The sequence below is a fragment of the Halomonas sp. MCCC 1A11062 genome (genome assembly GCF_021404355.1).
Taxonomy (GTDB): Bacteria; Pseudomonadota; Gammaproteobacteria; order Pseudomonadales; family Halomonadaceae; genus Halomonas; species Halomonas aerodenitrificans.
Genome location: NZ_JABFTW010000018.1, coordinates 77,689 through 93,782, shown reverse-complemented (window position 1 = coordinate 93,782; position 16,094 = coordinate 77,689). Strand labels below are relative to the sequence as shown.

Here is a 16,094-nt window from a genome sequence, read left to right as displayed (position 1 = left end):
ATCCTATGACCGAGAGGCCTCGCCAGCGCCCTGCGAGGAAGGCGTATTCTACTGAAGCGCCGGAGTTTGTCAACTCTCTTCGAGGCCGTCACCGAGGTGACCCTGACATCGAAGACCGGCCTGAACCGGCGACCGCAAACCCGCTTCCGGACTTGCTTTCGAGTGGGGCGCATTCTACCGAACCCGCCGCGGGCGTCAAGTGCGAATTTTGCGAAGCGATCCGAAAAATCCAAACAACGACAACCACTTACCACTCTTCCCACCGCCTGCAACGTTGCTCGTCACCGGCAGCGGATGCGTACTTTACGGTTTTCCCCCGAGCCCCGCAAGGGCCGGCTGTAAAAATATTTCAGGATGATGGCGAAGCGATGACATGACGCGGGCGAGCGAACTATCCACAGCCGCTCGCGGGCGAGGGGCTGTGGATGGTTCGTGTGGATGGCTCAGGCCGTCTCGACCGCTTCTCTGCGCTCGCGGCTGGCCCGGTCGAGCAAGGACAGGATCGAACGATACGGGATGCCACCATGCAGCGACAGGCCGATCTCGCAGGTGCGCGAGTTGGAGTAACCCGCATCGCACTCCCCTACCTGCTCGGCAAGGCCCTTCAGGGCCGAGGCATTGAGCTCCGGCGTGACAAGCCCCTTGTCCCCGGCAAAACCGCAACAGGTGATCTCGGCTGGTACTACCACTTCACGAGCACAGGCTCGCGCCAAGGTCACCATGCGCTCGCCCAGGCCCATATGAGTGCTCGAACAGGTCACGTGCACAGCTACACGCTCGTCGAGCTGAGTGACGTCGAGGCGTGGCAGCAGATGATCATGGGCAAAAGCCACCGGCTCTTGTACCGTCAAGCGCTCGTCCAGCCGCCCCTGCATATGCAGCACGCAGGGGCTGGTGTCGCTGAGGATCGGGTAGCGGCCATTTTGGCTGGCCATTAGCAGCTCGCGGTTGAGCTCGCGCGCCTTGTGCGTCGCCTCCCCGAACTGGCCCTTGGACTGAAATGCCATGCCACAGCAGAGATGCCCCGGCATCTCCGGCACGATCACCTCGAAGCCGGCCTTCTCCAGCAGCGAGAGGGTGATCTCCATGATCGAACGACTCTCGCCGTCGCCATGGCCGGCGCCGAAGACACGGGTGGCGCAGGAAGGGAAGTAGACCACCTTGTCACGCACGCTATCGGCCGCGGGTTTGCGCTTGAGCACGCGAACCGGGGCCGCCTTGGGCAGGGTGGGTATCCACTGGGGTACCTTGCCGCCGCTGGCTCGGGTGATGGTGCCACTCACCTTGGAGAGACCCTTCTCGCCCAGCACGGCGCGCCCGGCACCAGCAAGGTTCAGCATGCCCCGTGCCAACCGCGTGGTGCCGGAGAAATGGCGCCCCACCCGGCGCGCCATATTGGCATGCGGCGCCAACCGCTCGCGGCGCATCTCGCGAATCAGCTCGCCGGTGTTGATACCCACTGGGCACTGGGTGGCGCACAGGCCGTCGACGGCGCAGGTTTCGTCACCGGCGTAGCGGTAGTCATTGCGCAACCGCTCGAGCCGCTCGGCCTCTTCGCCGTCGAGGTTTTCGCCCAGCGCTTCGAGCCTGGCCATTTCACGGGCGGCGACGATGCGCTGCCGCGGTGTGAGCGTGAGATCCCGCGAGGGGCAGACATGCTCGCAGAAGCCACATTCGATGCACTTGTCGACGATGGGGTCGGCTGCCGGCAATGGCTTGAGATTCTCCAGGTGCAGAGTCGGATTGCGACTCAGGATGACATCGGGGTTGAGCAGGTTTTCCGGGTCGAACAGCGCCTTGATCTGCCACATCAGCGCGTAGGCCTCGGGGCCCCACTCCAGCTCGACGTAGGGCGCCATGTTGCGCCCGGTACCGTGCTCGGCCTTGAGCGAACCGCCGTACTCGACGCCGACCAGCTGTGCCACCTCGTCCATCAGCGCCTGATAGCGCTCCACCTCGCCGGGCTTCTCGAAGCCTTGAGGGAAGACGAAGTGCAGGTTGCCCTCCAGGGCGTGGCCGAACAGGATCGCCTCGGGGTAGCCGTGGCGCTGGAAGGCCTCGGTGAGTGCCAGCACGCCCTCGTCGAGACGCTCGATGGGGAAGGCGACGTCCTCGATGATCACCGTAGTACCGGTGTCGCGCACCGCACCTACGGCGGGAAAGAGCCCCTTGCGGATCTTCCAGTAGAGCTCGTAGAGGCTCTTCTCTTGCGTGAAGGTGACCGGCTCCAGGGTGTGGATGCCCTCGAAGATGGCCTGCACCGCCTCGAGCCGTGCCTGAAGCTCCGCTTCGTCGTTGCCGCGCACGTCGATCAGCAGCGCCGCAGCCCCTTCGGGCAGATGCTTGAGCCCCTCGGGCATGCCCGGCTTGTTCTCCACCGAGCGCAGCGCAGCGCGATCCATCAGCTCCACCGCCGAGACCGGGGCCGGCTTGAGCGCGATGGTGGCGCGGCAGGTAGTGGCCATGTCGGGCAGGAAGACCAGCGCCGCGGCCTTGTGGGGCTCGTCAATGACGGTGTCGTAGGTGATCGTGCTGATGAAGCCGAGCGTGCCCTCGGAACCGATCATCAGGTGCTTGAGGATCTCGATGCCGTCGTCGAAGTCGACCAGGCTGTTGAGCGCGTAGCCAGTTGTGTTCTTGAGCCGGTACTTGTGGCGGATCTTTTCGGCCAGCGCCGCGTTGGCCCGGGTCTCGGCGGAGAGCCGCTCGAGCCCCTCGACGAGTTCGGCATGGCTGCGCCGGAACGCCTCGCGGCTGGCCGGGTCGGCGGTGTCCAGGCGGGTGCCGTCAGCCAGGATCACGCGCATGTCACGCACCGTGCGGTAGCTGTTCTGCGCCGTGCCGCAGCACATGCCCGAGGCATTGTTGGCGGCGATCCCGCCCACCATGCAGCTGTTGATGGAGGCCGGGTCGGGGCCGATCTTGCGCCCGAAGGGAGTCAGCAGTTGGTTGGCCCGGGCGCCGATGACACCGGGCTGCAGGCGGATGGCCCGGCCATTGTCGAGTATCTCGTGGCCGCGCCAGCCCTCGCGCAATTGGATCAGCACCGAGTCGGTGACAGCCTGGCCCGAGAGCGAGGTGCCGGCGGCACGGAAAGTGACCGGAAGCCCACGCCGGCGGCAACCGGCGAGCACCGCCATCAGCTCATCCTCATCGGCGGGACGCACCACCAGCTTGGGAATGAGCCGGTAGAAGCTGGCGTCGGTGCCGTAGGTCAGGGTGCGCAGCGGATCGTCGATCAGCCGCTCAGCGGGCATGATTGCGAGCAGCTCCTGCTTGAGCGCCTGCCAGGCATCGGCAGCAGGCGCCTTCGTCGCGTCGTTCATGGGCGCTCCTCGGCGTGGCGCAGCAGCACCACCAACTCCCGCGGGCCGTGGACGCCATAGGCCAGGGTCTGTTCGATGTCGGCGGTCTTGCTCGGCCCCGAGATCAGCAACGCATTGGTAGGCATGTCGCCGGCCCAACCGTGGGCTTCGACCACGTCGAAGAAGGTATCTTCGATGGTGTCGGCATCGAGCACGGCGATGTGGATCGGCGGCACCAGGCTCAGCAGACGCGGCTCGTCGGGGGTCGGCCACAGCCATAGGCTGCCGGTCTCGGCGATGGCCCCGCGAGTGGAGGTCAGGCCGGCATCGGTGTCGTGGAACTGCTCGTGCCGCCAGGACTCGATATCGCGGTCGGCGTCGATCAGGGTGACTTCGCCTTCGGCCAGGGTGGCGCGCGCCTCGGTGGCGACGGGGTGCTCACGCCCCAGGGCCAGACGGCGTATGCCCTTGGCCGCGAGCACCTCGGCCAATGCAGCGGTCCAGCCGCTACGGGACGTGTGGATCACCTCGCCATGCACCGAGGTGATCCAACGCTCGAAGCGGGCCAACCGCTCCTCTCGGCTCCAGCCGCGTCCGGTGACCACGGCGAAATCGCTCTGCGGCGCCGTCAGAGGGCCGTCGGCACGCTCACGCAGGCGTTTGAGAATGTTGTCGCGGGCACTCATGAACGCTTCTCCCCACTCTCATCGGCCTTGTCTGCCGGATGGCGCTTGGCCTCGTGCTGTTTAACCAAGGCATGCAGTGAAACCTTGGCCGGCTTGGGCGCGGTGCGGTATTCCGTCCACGGGCCCAGCTTGGTGGGCATCAGTGTCTGCAGCTTACCGGCAATGGCCGTACTGCTGCGCCAGGCGCCGGGGTGAGTGGCCAGCCATTGAAAGCCCTTCCACGCCGCCACTTCTTTCTTCGTCCGCTTGACGCCGGCACCGGGCACATTGCCGCGCCCCTCGCCCACCGCCTCACGGCGCAGGCGCACCAACAGGTCAGGAATCGGAATCTTGACCGGACACACCTCACCGCAGGCGCCGCACAGGCTCGACGCGGTGGGCAGGTCCTTGGTCGCCTCCAGGCCCATCATGTGTGGCATCAGAATGCTGCCGATGGGGCCGGGATAGGTGGTGCCGTAGGTATGCCCACCGACCCGGGTGTATACGGGGCAGTGGTTCATGCAGGCGCCGCAGCGGATGCAGCGCAGGGTGTCGAGCAGCTCGTCGTCCTGATAGATGCTGGAGCGACCGCTGTCGACAAGCACCAGATGGACCTCATTCGGTCCATCGTGCTCGCCGGGCTTGCGCGGCGAGCTGATCATGTTGAAGTAGGTGGTGACGTGCTGACCGGTGGCCGAACGGGTCAGCAGCGCATAGAGCGGCGGCACGTCGCGCAGGTGCTCGACCACCTTCTCGATACCGGTCACGGCGATGTGCACCGGCGGCACGGCGGTGGTCATGCGGCCGTTGCCCTCGTTCTCCACCAGGCACAGGGTGCCGGTCTCGGCCACGGCAAAGTTTACGCCCGAGACGCCCACGTCAGCAGCCATGAAGCGCTCGCGCAGCTGAGTCCGCGCGGCGGCGGTCATATAGTCGACGTCACGGGTGCGCTCGGTGCCGGTCTTGGCATGCATGATGTCGGAGATCTCATCGGTATTGAGATGGATCGCCGGCATGATGATGTGCGAAGGCGTCTGCTCGTTGAGCTGCACCAGGTATTCGCCGAGATCGGACTCCAGCGCCTCGATGCCCGCCGCCTCCAGGTGGGCATTGAGGTGCATCTCCTCGGAGACCATCGACTTGCCCTTGATCACCGCCTTGGCCCCGTGGCGCTGGCAGATCTCGCGGATGATGCGACACGCCTCGTCGCCGTTCTCGGCCCAGTGCACCTGAATGCCGTTGGCCTGACAGTTGGCCTCGAGCCGTTCGAGCAGGTCGGGCAGCTTGGCCAATGCACGCAGGCGGATGTTGGCGCCGAGTTCGCGCAGGGTCTCGAGATCCCAGTCGCTGAAGACGTCGCGGCGCTTGGACATCAGGCCATCCATCGCCTTGCGAAAGTTGGCGCGTATCTGAGGATTGCCCAAGGCATCGTGGGCCTGGCGATGGAACTCGCGGGGAGTGAACGTCTGTACTTCGGAAGCGCTCATGAGGTCCTCCGCCACAGGTAGCTGGCGATGTGCTCACCGGAAACCGCCTTGCCCTGGTGCTCGAAGCGCCCGGCAATGTTCATCAGGCAGCCGCAGTCCGAGGTAATGAAGCGCTTCGCCCCGGTCGCCTCGATGGCCTGGGTCTTGTCTTCCACCATGGCCGCGGAGACCTCCGGGTGGCGCACGGCGAAGGTACCGCCAAAACCGCAGCACTCGGTGGCACGAGCCTGCTCCACCAGTTCGACCTGCCCCATGCGGGCGAGCAGCGCGGGCCCGGTTTCCCCCAGCCCCATCTCGCGCCGGGCGCTACACGAGGTATGCATGGCCACTTTTTCCGGCTGCCCGCGATCCTCGAGCCTGAGCTGACACACATGCAGCAGGAACTCGGTGAGCTCATAGATGCGCCCAGCCACCTCGTTGGCCCGAGCCTCGTGCTCGGTGCCGGCGAAGAGCTGCGGATAGTGGGTGCGCATCATGCCGCCACAGGAGCCCGAGGGAATGACGATCGGCCAGGGCTCGGGAAAGAGATCGAGCTGTGCCGTCGCCACCGCACGCGCCTCTTCATGATAACCGGAAGTGTAGGCCGGCTGGCCGCAGCAGGTCTGCGCCTGGGGGTAAACCACCTCGACCCCTTCACGCTCGAGCAGACGGATACCGTCCATTCCTGCTTCGGGGTAAAAGAGGTCGATCAAGCAGGTACCGAAGAAGTAGACCTTCTCCGGCTTGGGTGGGTACAGCTTGACTGGCGTCATGAGGCTCCCTCACTGTCGGCCTGTGGGCAGTGGCGGTCTTGCGGATTGTTGGAATCACGCCAAGAAAAATTGGTAAAACCAATTTACCTGACTGAGGTCGTTGAACCTTAGGGGGCACTACTGACAGTGTCAACGACAAGGCCTTCCTTAATCGCTTTACTGGCATAGACTTTGGTCTACAACGCAACTAAAGAACTGTCGATGTCAGTGGACCTTTTGCGCAAAGTGCAAAAGCGGATTGCAAGACAGCGAGATTAGCGCCAATATTGGTAAGACCAATTAAAGCCGAAAGGCTCCAGGATAGCCTCGCATGACCTACCACAACGTACGCCAACCACGACTGGCAGATGTCATCACCGAACGGCTCGAAGCGATGATACTCGAAGGCAGCCTCAAGCCCGGCCAGCGCCTGCCCCCCGAGCGGGAACTGGCCGAGCGTTTTGGCGTCTCGCGTCCTTCGCTGCGCGAGGCGATTCAGAAGCTGGCCACCCGAGGATTGCTGACCAGCCGTCAGGGCGGCGGTACCTTCGTGACGCGCGAGCTCAACAGCGGTTACAGCGACCCATTGCTGGACATGCTGGCCAGGCATCAGGAGTTTCACCTCGATCTGCTCGAGTTCCGCGACGCCATGGAAGGCATTTCGGCTTACTATGCGGCGCTGCGCTCCACCCCGGCCGACCGCGCCATGCTGATCAAGCGCTTCGAGGAGCTGGAGGCATGCTTTGCCGGCCGCGACCCCGAACTCGAGGCCAAGGCAGATGCCGCCTTCCACCTGGCCATTGCCGAGGCGGCGCATAACGTGCTGCTGCTGCACACCATTCGTGGCATCTTCCACCTGCTGGAAAAGAGCATCGTAGACAATCTGGCCCACCTATTCGAGAAGCCCCAGTCGCGTCCCATGCTGATGAAGCAGCACCGCGCCCTGCTCGACGCCATTCTCGAAGGCCGTGCCGAGGACGCCCGAGCGCGCTCCCACGAACACCTCGTCTTCGTCGAGGAGGAGCTACTGGAAATGGAGCGTGCCGAAACCCGCGCCCAGCGGGCTCTGCGACGCGCCCAGGCACTACCGGAAGTCTAGCTGCAGGTAATGATCGAGTGAAAGGTCCCCATCGACCACCCCGCCTGTCGGTACCGCTACGCCGGCTGCTGCTGTTGCTGCTGCCGCTCGGACTCGTGCTGGTCACCTGGCAGGCCTCCCAGGTAGCGCGCGAACAGGCCCTGCAGACCCTGGTACGGGAAGCCGAGAACGAACTGCGCCTCTCGGCCGCCGGGCTGGAGGGGCATCTGACCCGCCATGACTACCTTCCGCAGCTGCTCTCCTCACGCGAGATGATCAAGCGCTTTCTCAGCGGACACGGCGAGCAGAACCCGATGCCGCTCAACCGGCTGCTCGACCAGTTCCGCGCCATTGCCAACGTCTCCGACGTCTACCTGCTCGATCGTCATGGCACGACGCTGGCCGCCAGCAATTGGCATATGGAGAACACCTTCATAGGCCACAACTACTCCTTTCGCAGCTATTACACCGACGCGATAGAGGGCGGTCGCGGCCGCTTCTTCGGTCTGGGCACCCAGTCACTCGAGCGCGGCTACTACTTCTCCGCTCCCGTCTGGCTGGACGAAACGACCCCGGACGCGCGTCCGGATGGCGTCATGGTCATCAAGGTCCTGCTCGATGAAGTCGAGGAGAGCTGGGCTGAGCAGGATGCCGAACTGCTGGTCACCGATCAGGACAACATCATCTTCATGGCCAGCCGTCCCGAGCTTCGCATGGCGGCGCTGCTGCCCCTCACGGAAACAGAGCGTCAGAACTTGCTGGCTGCCCGACGCTACGCCGACGAACCCCTGTCGCCCTCGGGCATCGATGTCTACGAGCAGCGTCCCGATGGCAGCCGACTGGTGAGATTCGACACCGGCCCGCTGGCGGAAGAGAGCTACCTGGGGCTGTCCCGCCACTTGGAAGCCTATGACTGGGACATGCATATCCTCAAGCCCCTGGGCAGCGTCTATCAGGCGCAGTGGCTTGCCGCCGCACTGGCTGGCGGCCTGTATGGCGTCGTGGTGCTGGCAGGCGGCATAGGCTGGCAGCGCTGGCGCCTGCGCCGTGAGCGCGAACTATTTGCCGAGCGTGAACGCCGCACCCTGGCCCAGGCGCGCGACGAGCTGGAGCGCAACGTCGAGCTGCGCACCCACGATCTGATGGAAACCAACCGTCTGCTTTCCGACGAGATCGAGGAGCGGCGGCGCGCCGAGGAGAATCTTCGCCAGACCCGCGACGAGCTGATCCAGGCAGCCAAGCTCGCCGTGCTGGGCCAACTGGCGGCCGGTATCAATCATGAACTCAACCAGCCGTTGGCCGCCATTCGCGCCTATGCCGAGAATGCCCGCACCTTTCTCGAGCGCCAGCGGCTGGAGGCTGCCGATGCCAACCTGGCCCAGGTCGTCGAGCTGACCGAGCGCATGGCCGAAATCAGCGCCCAACTGCGACAGTTCTCACGCAAGAGCGGCAGCTCGCTGACAGCGGTATCGGTTCAGGCCTGCTTCCGATACGCTCTGCGGCTCTATCAGAATCGGCTGCACGGCGTCGAGGTCGTGCGGGACTGGGGCGATGAGGTTTGGGTCCATGCCGATCTGGTGCGTCTCGAACAGGTACTGGTCAACCTGATCGGCAATGCGCTCCAGGCGATGGCGGAAACGCCCGAGCCCACTCTCATTCTCAGCGTCGAGGTCGAGGCAGAGCGGGTATCCATCGGCGTCAGCGATTCGGGCCCCGGCATTCCCGAAGCGCATCTGGCACGGATCTTCGAGCCCTTCTTCACTACCAAGTCGCCGGGCAGCGGGCTGGGGCTGGGACTTTCCATATCGGCGCGTATCATCAGGGATCTGGGCGGCAACATCGATGCCGGCAACGTACCTGGCGCCGGGGCACGCTTCACCATTACTCTGCCCCGAATGGAGAAACCCGACGACGCTCAGCCATCGCCAATCCAGGAGCAGCAATCCCATGCATGACCCGGCGCCCATACCGGTACTGATCATCGATGACGAACCCCACCTGCGCATCACCGCCGGCCAGACCTTGGAGCTGGCCGGCTACCAGCCACAGTCCTACGCCAGCGCCGAGAGCGCCCTGAAGACGCTCACCCCCGACTTCCCCGGTGTGATCGTCAGCGACATCCGCATGCCGGGCATGGATGGCATGGCACTGCTGCGCGAGGTACGGCTACGCGACCCGGACCTGCCGGTCATCCTGATTACCGGTCACGGCGACATCTCCACCGCCGTGGAAGCCATGCGCGAAGGCGCCTGGGACTTTCTGGAGAAGCCGTTTGCCGGCGAACGACTGGTCGAGATGGTGCGTCGCGGCATCGACAAGCGTCGTCTTAGCCTGGAAAACCGCCAGCTCAAGGCCGAACTGGAAGCCCAACAGGCCGCCCCCGGGCCGCGCCTGGTGGGCAGAACACCGGCGATTCAGCGACTCGCCTCCATGGTACAGCGCATTGCTCAGGTGGAAACCGACGTCCTGCTGTTCGGCGAAACGGGTACCGGCAAGGACCTGGTGGCCCGTGCCATCCACGAACGCAGCCCCCGCGGCGGGCACCCCTTCGTGGCCATCAACTGCGGCGCCGTGCCCGAAAGCATCATCGAATCGGAGCTGTTCGGCCATGAGAAGGGCGCTTTCACCGGCGCCGTGGAACGACGCATCGGCAAGTTCGAGCATGCCAACGGCGGCACGGTCTTTCTCGACGAGATCGAGTCCATGCCGCTGGCCCTGCAGGTCAAGCTGCTGCGCGTGCTGCAGGAGCGCTGTATCGAACGCCTCGGCGCCAACGAACACGTCCCTCTCGACATTCGCGTCATCGCCGCCACCAAGGTCGACCTGAAGCTCGCCGCCGAGGCCGGCGAGTTCCGCGAGGACCTCTACTACCGCCTCAACGTGGTCACCCTGCCGCTCCCGCCCCTGCGTGAACGGCGCGAGGACATTCCCCTGTTGTTCCAGCACTTCGCCGTGGTCGCTTCCAACCGCAGCGGTCTGGAAGCGCCACCGCTGGGCACCAGCGGCGTGTCGACGCTGATGGCCCACGACTGGCCGGGTAACGTGCGCGAGCTGCGCAACCTGGCCGAACGCTATGTGCTGCTCGGCTCGGCCTTCGACTACCGGCTCGACATGCTGCTGGAGGGCGTCGAATCGGACGTTGCCGAGCTGGCCCTGCCGCAGCAGGTGGAGCTGTTCGAGAAGAGCCTGATCAGCCAGTCGCTGGTCAGCCATCGCGGCAGGATCACCGAGGTCTGCGAACACCTCGGACTGCCGCGCAAGACCCTCTACGACAAGCTGCGCAAGTACGGCCTCAAGGCCGAGGACTATCGCCACAAGGTCGCTCCCTGAGCCAGCAGCTCCAGCAGTACTGACCAGGCCGGCAGCCATGGCAGCAACGCCACACCGGCCATCAGCATAGCCAACGAGTTGCCCGGAGACTTGATGTCGAGGGGCTTGAGTGCCGTGCCGAAGGAGCGCTTGATGCGCGCCCCGGTGAGATCGACGCTGTAGATTTCATCCAGCGCCAGATGGGTGACGAAGCCGAGGCAGACGGCAACGCCGTGCACCCATGCCAGCCGGGGCGGCTGGACGAACAGCTGGTGGCTCACCACTGCCGCCGCCAACCCGCACAGAACGGCAGCCAGCAGCGAATGCCAGATGCCCCGGTGCACGGTAAAGCGGCTGAATACGCCACCGGCAACATGGCGCACCGTGAGATAGAGCAAACCGCACACCACCAGCAAGTAGCCCGGGGCCAGATGCGCCTGCAACAGCACCGCTCCCAACACCACGCTGGGCACCGCCAGCAGATTGAAGATCAGGCGAATCGCCTTGGAACTGTCGGCATCGATGTCGGGCAGAATACCCCCGAAGCTCACCAGCCCGAACACGACCCCGCCCTGCCAAAGCTCCCACAGCCCTACCTGCCAACCGCCATGGGCCAATACGGCGCCGCCGGCGGCGGCCACGCCAAGATGGGTGCGAAAATCGGCCATGCCGGGACGAGCCCTCTACTGGATAAAAAGCCAGATTATCGCTTGCCAGCGCAACCGAAGACAATGCCGACCGAGCGCCGGCTTGTCTCAGTGCAGCGTGCTCCACCCCAGAGAGAGGGAGAAACCGGCCAGTACCACAGCGGCACCGCGCTGGATGACAAAGGGCGATAGCCACGTCAGACGACCGCTGGCCACGGCGGTGCCGAACGCGATCCAGAACGCGGCTATCGGTATCAGCAGCAGGCTGAAGAGCAGCGCGGGCAGTACGAACTCGACGGGCCCGCGGAAAGCGCTTTGAGGGAAGATCGCGGCGGCGAACAGCAATGCCTTGGGGTTGAGCAACGTGGCCAGGAACAGCCCCGAGTGGCTCACCACGGCCTTGGCGGCGACCTCCATGTCAGTGGCGCTGCGCCACATGCACAACGCCAGGTAAGCGATATAGAACGCACTGGCAATGCGCAGTGTCACCGTCAGCCACTCCCACCGCTCCCCCAGGTTGCCCAGCACGCTGCCCCACAGGGCGATCGCCAGCAGGTAGCCGGCCAATTCGGCAGGAATCAGGCTCACCGATGCACGCATACCGCGCTGGCTGCCCGAGGCCGCCAGCAGGGTATTGGTGGGCCCGGGAGTGATCAGCAGGCCGATGACCGCTGCCATGAACCCCAAGGTTTCCGTCATGTCGCAGTCGCTCCTGCTTCAGCCAGGTACTGGTCCTTGAGCTTGACGTAGTTGCCGGCGGTATAGGGAAAGAACTGCCGCTCGCTCTCCTTCAGCGGACGCAACGCCTTGGCCGGGTTACCGGCGTAGACATGACCGCTCTCGAGGCGCTTGCCCGGGGTCACCACGGCACCGGCGGCGATGATCACCTCGTCTTCGACCACGGCGCCGTCCATCACGATGGCCCCCATGCCCACCAGGATGCGATTGCCCAGCGTGCAGCCGTGCAGGATCGCCTTGTGACCGATGGTGACGTCGTCGCCGATGGTGAGCGGGAATCCGCCCGGGTTGAAATCGCTGGCGTGGGTGATGTGCAGCACGCTGCCGTCCTGCACGCTGGTACGCGCGCCGATGCGAATACGGTGCATGTCGCCACGAATCACCGCCATGGGCCACACCGAACAGTCGTCGCCCAGCTTCACGTCGCCCAGCACCACGCAGGCCGGATCCACGTAGACCCGCGCGCCCAGAGTGGGGCGCTTGCCCTGCCAGCCGCGCAGGGGATCGTTCACGCTCATGCAAAACCTCCAGCCCGGCCTCTGCGCCGGTCATATCGAATGGTTACAGCAGCCCGGCCGCCAGTACCACGACCGTCAGGGGAATCGAGACCCAGCGTAACACCGTTCGCCACAGTACGAAGCCAGGCTCCGCCACGCCCAGCGCCGCCCATGCCTCACCCCGCGGCATGACCCAGGCGGCAAAGATAGCGATCAGTAGCCCGCCCACCGGCAGGAAGATCTCGGTGGGAATGGTGGTCACCAGGTCGAAGGCGTTCATCCCGAACAGCGGCCGCCATTCGGCCAGGGCGGAGAACGACAGCACCGACAGCAGCCCGACCAGCCACACGGCGATGCCGACCACCGCGGTGGCCTTGCCGCGACCGAACCCCAGCCCCTGCAGCGTGGCCACCATCGGCTCGGCCAGATTGATCGACGAAGTCCAGGTCGCCAGCAGCAAGAGCAAGAAGAACACGCTGAGCCACAGCGCCCCCCAGGGCAGCTCGGCAAAGGCAATAGGCAGGGTGACGAACATCAGGCCGGGCCCCTCGCCGGGGTCCAATCCCTGAGAGAATACCACCGAGAAGATGGCGATACCGGCCAGCAGCGCCACGCTCACGTCCAGCACCGCCACGGCAGCGGCGGCGCGCGGTAGGCTCTGGCGCTCCGGCATGTAGGCGCCATATGCCATCAGCGCGCAGGCCCCCACCGCCAGGGTGAAGAAGGCATGACCCATGGCATGCAGCACCACCAGTGGTGTGATAGCCGAGAAGTCCGGCATGAACAGCCATGCCAGCGCCGGGCCGAAGCCGTCGGTGGTGGCGGCATAGAGCGCCAACAGCACCAGCAGCAGATACAGCAGCGGCATCAGCAGGTTGTTGAGCCGCTCCAGCCCCTTGGCCACGCCGGCCGCCACCACGGTCATGGTCATGAACAGGAACAGCGTGTGATTGAAGGTCATGCGCAGCGGGTCGGCGAGGAAGGCCTCGAAGCCGGCGCCGACCTCGGCCGCACTCAGCCCCACGAAACCGCCGTTCACCGCAGTGACGAAGAACTCGATGGACCAGCCCGACACCACCGAGTAGAACGACAGGATGCAAAAGACGGTAAAGGCACCGAACAACCCCAGCAGCCGCCAGTGAGGGCTGGCTCCGGCCTGCCCGGCCAGATAACCCAGCGCCTGCATCGGCGCGCGCCGGCCGGCCCGGCCGATCATGATCTCGGCCATCATCACGGGTAACCCCAGCAGCAGCACGAAGGCGATGTAGAGCACCAGGAAGGCAGCCCCACCGTTTTCGCCGGTGATGTAGGGAAAACGCCAGATGTTGCCCAGGCCCACGGCTGCGCCGGTCACCGCCAGGATGAAGGCGCGCCGCGTGCTCCAGCGCTCCAGGGTTGCATTCATGCCGTTGCCTCGACTTTCGTGGAGGCGCAAGCCTATCAGGCCGACACTCCGCGACCAATCCCCGGCGGGATTGAAACCCGTGACACCTGGCCGCATCTAATCGCTATTCTGCTCTCATATCCACTACGCTCTCATATCCACTACGCCCGAGGTGCGCATGTCCCACAACCCCCTGCTTGAATCCCACGAGCTGCCCCCCTTCGCCGAGATCAAGCCGGAGCACGTGGTACCGGCCATCGACAAGCTGCTGGCCGACAGTCGCGCCGACATCGAGGCGCTGGTCGAACGCGCCGAGCATGAGACGCCCAGTTGGGACAGCCTGGCCGCACCGCTCGAGGCACTCAACGACCGGCTGTCGCGGGCCTGGTCGCCGGTGTCGCACCTCAACGGCACCATGAACTCGCCGGCCCTGCGCGAGGCCTATCAGGCCTGTCTGGGCAAGCTTTCGGATTACAGCACCTGGCTGGGCCAGCACGAGGGGCTATTCCGTGCCTGGCAGGCCCTCAAGGAGGGGCCCGCCTGGGCCGAACTGGACGAGGCGCAGCGCCGCAGCGTCGACAACACCCTGCGCGACTTCCGCCTTGCCGGTGTCGATCTGCCGCCGGCCCAGCAGCAGCGCTACGGCGAGATCAAGTCACGCCTGTCGGAGCTTTCCAACACCTTCTCCAACCAGTTGCTCGACGCCACTCAGGCCTGGTACAAGGACATCGACGATGCAACCAGGCTGGCCGGTCTGCCCGAGAGCGGCCTGGCGACGCTTGCCGCCAACGCCGAGGCCAAGGGGGCGAAGGGCTACCGCATCACCCTCGACTTTCCCAGCTTCTATCCGGTGCTGACCTTCGCCGACGACCGCGAGCTGCGCCGTGAGGTGTACACCGCCTTCGTTACCCGCGCCTCGGACCAGGGCCCCAACGCCGGCGAGTACGACAACGCCCCGATCATCGAGGAGACGCTGCGCCTGCGCCGTGAACTGGCCGAGCTGCTGAGTTTCGCCAGCTATGCCAACTATTCGCTGGCCACCAAGATGGCCGAATCGCCGCGCCAGGTGCTCGATTTCCTGGAGGATCTGGCCCGCCGAGCGGTGCCCCAGGCACGGGAGGAGTTCGCCGAGCTCGAAGCCTACGCCCGCGATAGCCTGGGCCTGACCGAGCTCGCTCCCTGGGACATCGGTTACGTCAGCGAGAAGCTGCGCGAAGCGCGCCATGCCATCTCCCAGGAGCAGCTGCGCCCCTACTTTCCCGCCCCCCGGGTCGTGGATGGGCTGTTCCAGGTGGTGGAACGGCTCTACGGCGTCACCGTCGAGGAAGACCTGCAAGCCCCCCGCTACCACCCCGAGGTGCACTATTTCCGCATTCTCGAGCAGGGCGAGCCGATTGCCGGCTTCTATCTCGACCTCTACGCCCGCGAGGGCAAGCGCGGCGGCGCCTGGATGGACGAGTGCCGGGTACGCCGCTGCCGGGAAGATGGCGAACTGCAACGGCCCGTCGCCTACCTGACCTGCAACTTCACCCGCCCGGTGGGCGACCGGCCGGCCCTGCTCACCCATGACGAGGTCACCACCCTGTTCCATGAATTCGGCCATGGCCTCCACCACATGCTGACCCGGCAGACGGTGGCCGACGTTTCCGGCATCAACGGCGTGGCGTGGGATGCGGTGGAACTGCCCAGCCAGTTCATGGAGAACTACTGCTGGGAACGTGAAGGGCTCGATCTGATTGCCGGCCATGTCGACAGCGGCGAGGCACTGCCCGCCGAACTACTGGAGCGCCTGCAGGCGGCCAAGAACTTCCAGTCGGCGATGGGTCTGGTGCGCCAGCTCGAATTCTCGCTGTTCGATCTGCGCCTGCATCATGAGCTGACCGCCCCCACGGCGGCAGACGTGCAGGCGCTGCTCGACGAAGTGCGCAACGCCGTGTCGGTTGTGCCCAAGGCCGACTTCAACCGCTTCCAGAACGGCTTCAGCCATATCTTCGCCGGCGGCTATGCGGCGGGATACTACAGCTACAAATGGGCCGAGGTGCTCTCTGCCGACGCCTGGAGCGCCTTCGAGGAGGCCGGCATCTTCGATGCCGAGACCGGCCAGCGCTTCCGCAGCGAAATCCTCGAACAGGGTGGCGCCCGCGACGCCGCGGCGCTGTTCCGTGCCTTCCGCGGTCGCGAGCCCAGCGTCGAGCCACTGCTGCGTCACAGCGGCATTCGCGCCGCCTGACAGCGCAGGCACGGCACGCTATC

The 16,094-nt window shown here is 65.3% G+C and carries 12 protein-coding genes; 4 read left to right on the top strand and 8 right to left on the bottom strand.

All coding sequences use genetic code 11. The features are described from left to right. Window positions 1-443 precede the first annotated feature (443 nt). Genes HOP58_RS17360 through HOP58_RS17345 form a run of 4 tightly spaced genes read right to left on the bottom strand, consistent with a single transcriptional unit; the run spans window position 444 to window position 6,209 of the window. A complete protein-coding gene (locus HOP58_RS17360) occupies window positions 444-3,326 on the bottom strand; it encodes an FAD-binding and (Fe-S)-binding domain-containing protein (RefSeq protein ID WP_234261011.1) in 2,883 nt (960 codons plus the stop codon). After that, window positions 3,323-3,991, bottom strand: coding sequence for a lactate utilization protein C (locus HOP58_RS17355; RefSeq protein ID WP_234261010.1), 669 nt, complete (start codon window positions 3,989-3,991; stop codon window positions 3,323-3,325). Before HOP58_RS17355 ends, HOP58_RS17360 begins: the two co-directional genes overlap by 4 nt. Beyond that, the gene (locus HOP58_RS17350) at window positions 3,988-5,457 is read right to left on the bottom strand and encodes a LutB/LldF family L-lactate oxidation iron-sulfur protein (RefSeq protein ID WP_234261009.1); all 1,470 of its coding nucleotides are present in this window, start codon (window positions 5,455-5,457) and stop codon (window positions 3,988-3,990) included. Before HOP58_RS17350 ends, HOP58_RS17355 begins: the two co-directional genes overlap by 4 nt. Further along, complete coding sequence (locus HOP58_RS17345; RefSeq protein ID WP_234255561.1) at window positions 5,454-6,209, bottom strand: (Fe-S)-binding protein; 756 nt, start codon at window positions 6,207-6,209, stop codon at window positions 5,454-5,456. Before HOP58_RS17345 ends, HOP58_RS17350 begins: the two co-directional genes overlap by 4 nt. A 310-nt stretch (window positions 6,210-6,519) precedes the next feature. On the opposite strand from HOP58_RS17345, the gene HOP58_RS17340 reads away from it, so the two are divergent. Genes HOP58_RS17340 through HOP58_RS17330 form a run of 3 tightly spaced genes read left to right on the top strand, consistent with a single transcriptional unit; the run spans window position 6,520 to window position 10,596 of the window. Beyond that, a complete protein-coding gene (locus HOP58_RS17340; RefSeq protein ID WP_234255562.1) occupies window positions 6,520-7,287 on the top strand; it encodes a GntR family transcriptional regulator in 768 nt (255 codons plus the stop codon). Between the two features lie 17 nt (window positions 7,288-7,304). Beyond that, window positions 7,305-9,221 (top strand): ATP-binding protein, encoded by a 1,917-nt coding sequence (locus HOP58_RS17335; RefSeq protein ID WP_234261008.1) that lies wholly within the window; start codon window positions 7,305-7,307, stop codon window positions 9,219-9,221. Further along, window positions 9,214-10,596 (top strand): sigma-54 dependent transcriptional regulator, encoded by a 1,383-nt coding sequence (locus tag HOP58_RS17330; protein ID WP_010626445.1) that lies wholly within the window; start codon window positions 9,214-9,216, stop codon window positions 10,594-10,596. The genes HOP58_RS17335 and HOP58_RS17330 overlap by 8 nt, the downstream gene beginning before the upstream one ends. Here HOP58_RS17330 and HOP58_RS17325 read toward each other — a convergent pair. The 4 genes from HOP58_RS17325 to HOP58_RS17310 form a co-directional block, all read right to left on the bottom strand. Continuing rightward, window positions 10,572-11,243 carry a metal-dependent hydrolase gene (locus HOP58_RS17325; RefSeq protein WP_234261007.1) on the bottom strand — a complete coding sequence of 224 codons (672 nt, stop codon included), beginning with the start codon at window positions 11,241-11,243 and terminating at the stop codon, window positions 10,572-10,574. The two genes, HOP58_RS17330 and HOP58_RS17325, sit on opposite strands and share 25 nt — an antisense overlap. 87 nt (window positions 11,244-11,330) lie before the next feature. Continuing rightward, window positions 11,331-11,921, bottom strand: a complete 591-nt coding sequence (locus tag HOP58_RS17320) for a LysE family transporter (RefSeq protein ID WP_234261006.1) — start codon at window positions 11,919-11,921, stop codon at window positions 11,331-11,333. After that, window positions 11,918-12,472 carry a gamma carbonic anhydrase family protein gene (locus tag HOP58_RS17315; RefSeq protein WP_234261013.1) on the bottom strand — a complete coding sequence of 185 codons (555 nt, stop codon included), beginning with the start codon at window positions 12,470-12,472 and terminating at the stop codon, window positions 11,918-11,920. The genes HOP58_RS17320 and HOP58_RS17315 overlap by 4 nt, the downstream gene beginning before the upstream one ends. A gap of 49 nt (window positions 12,473-12,521) precedes the next feature. Continuing rightward, window positions 12,522-13,862 carry a sodium-dependent transporter gene (locus tag HOP58_RS17310; protein WP_234261005.1) on the bottom strand — a complete coding sequence of 447 codons (1,341 nt, stop codon included), beginning with the start codon at window positions 13,860-13,862 and terminating at the stop codon, window positions 12,522-12,524. 157 nt (window positions 13,863-14,019) lie between these two features. On the opposite strand from HOP58_RS17310, the gene prlC reads away from it, so the two are divergent. Next, window positions 14,020-16,071, top strand: coding sequence for an oligopeptidase A (prlC, locus tag HOP58_RS17305; RefSeq protein ID WP_234261004.1), 2,052 nt, complete (start codon window positions 14,020-14,022; stop codon window positions 16,069-16,071). The last annotated feature ends 23 nt before the right edge of the window (window positions 16,072-16,094 follow it).

Bases quoted from the DNA above. Each gene is read 5' to 3' on its own strand.
- HOP58_RS17330 (WP_010626445.1), top strand. From the start codon at position 9,214: ATGCATGACCCGGCGCCCATACCGGTACTGATCATCGATGACGAACCC.
- HOP58_RS17320 (WP_234261006.1), bottom strand. From the start codon at position 11,921: ATGACGGAAACCTTGGGGTTCATGGCAGCGGTCATCGGCCTGCTGATC.
- prlC (WP_234261004.1), top strand. From the start codon at position 14,020: ATGTCCCACAACCCCCTGCTTGAATCCCACGAGCTGCCCCCCTTCGCC.
- HOP58_RS17355 (WP_234261010.1), bottom strand. From the start codon at position 3,991: ATGAGTGCCCGCGACAACATTCTCAAACGCCTGCGTGAGCGTGCCGAC.
- HOP58_RS17325 (WP_234261007.1), bottom strand. From the start codon at position 11,243: ATGGCCGATTTTCGCACCCATCTTGGCGTGGCCGCCGCCGGCGGCGCC.
- HOP58_RS17340 (WP_234255562.1), top strand. From the start codon at position 6,520: ATGACCTACCACAACGTACGCCAACCACGACTGGCAGATGTCATCACC.
- HOP58_RS17345 (WP_234255561.1), bottom strand. From the start codon at position 6,209: ATGACGCCAGTCAAGCTGTACCCACCCAAGCCGGAGAAGGTCTACTTC.
- HOP58_RS17350 (WP_234261009.1), bottom strand. From the start codon at position 5,457: ATGAGCGCTTCCGAAGTACAGACGTTCACTCCCCGCGAGTTCCATCGC.
- HOP58_RS17310 (WP_234261005.1), bottom strand. From the start codon at position 13,862: ATGAATGCAACCCTGGAGCGCTGGAGCACGCGGCGCGCCTTCATCCTG.
- HOP58_RS17360 (WP_234261011.1), bottom strand. From the start codon at position 3,326: ATGAACGACGCGACGAAGGCGCCTGCTGCCGATGCCTGGCAGGCGCTC.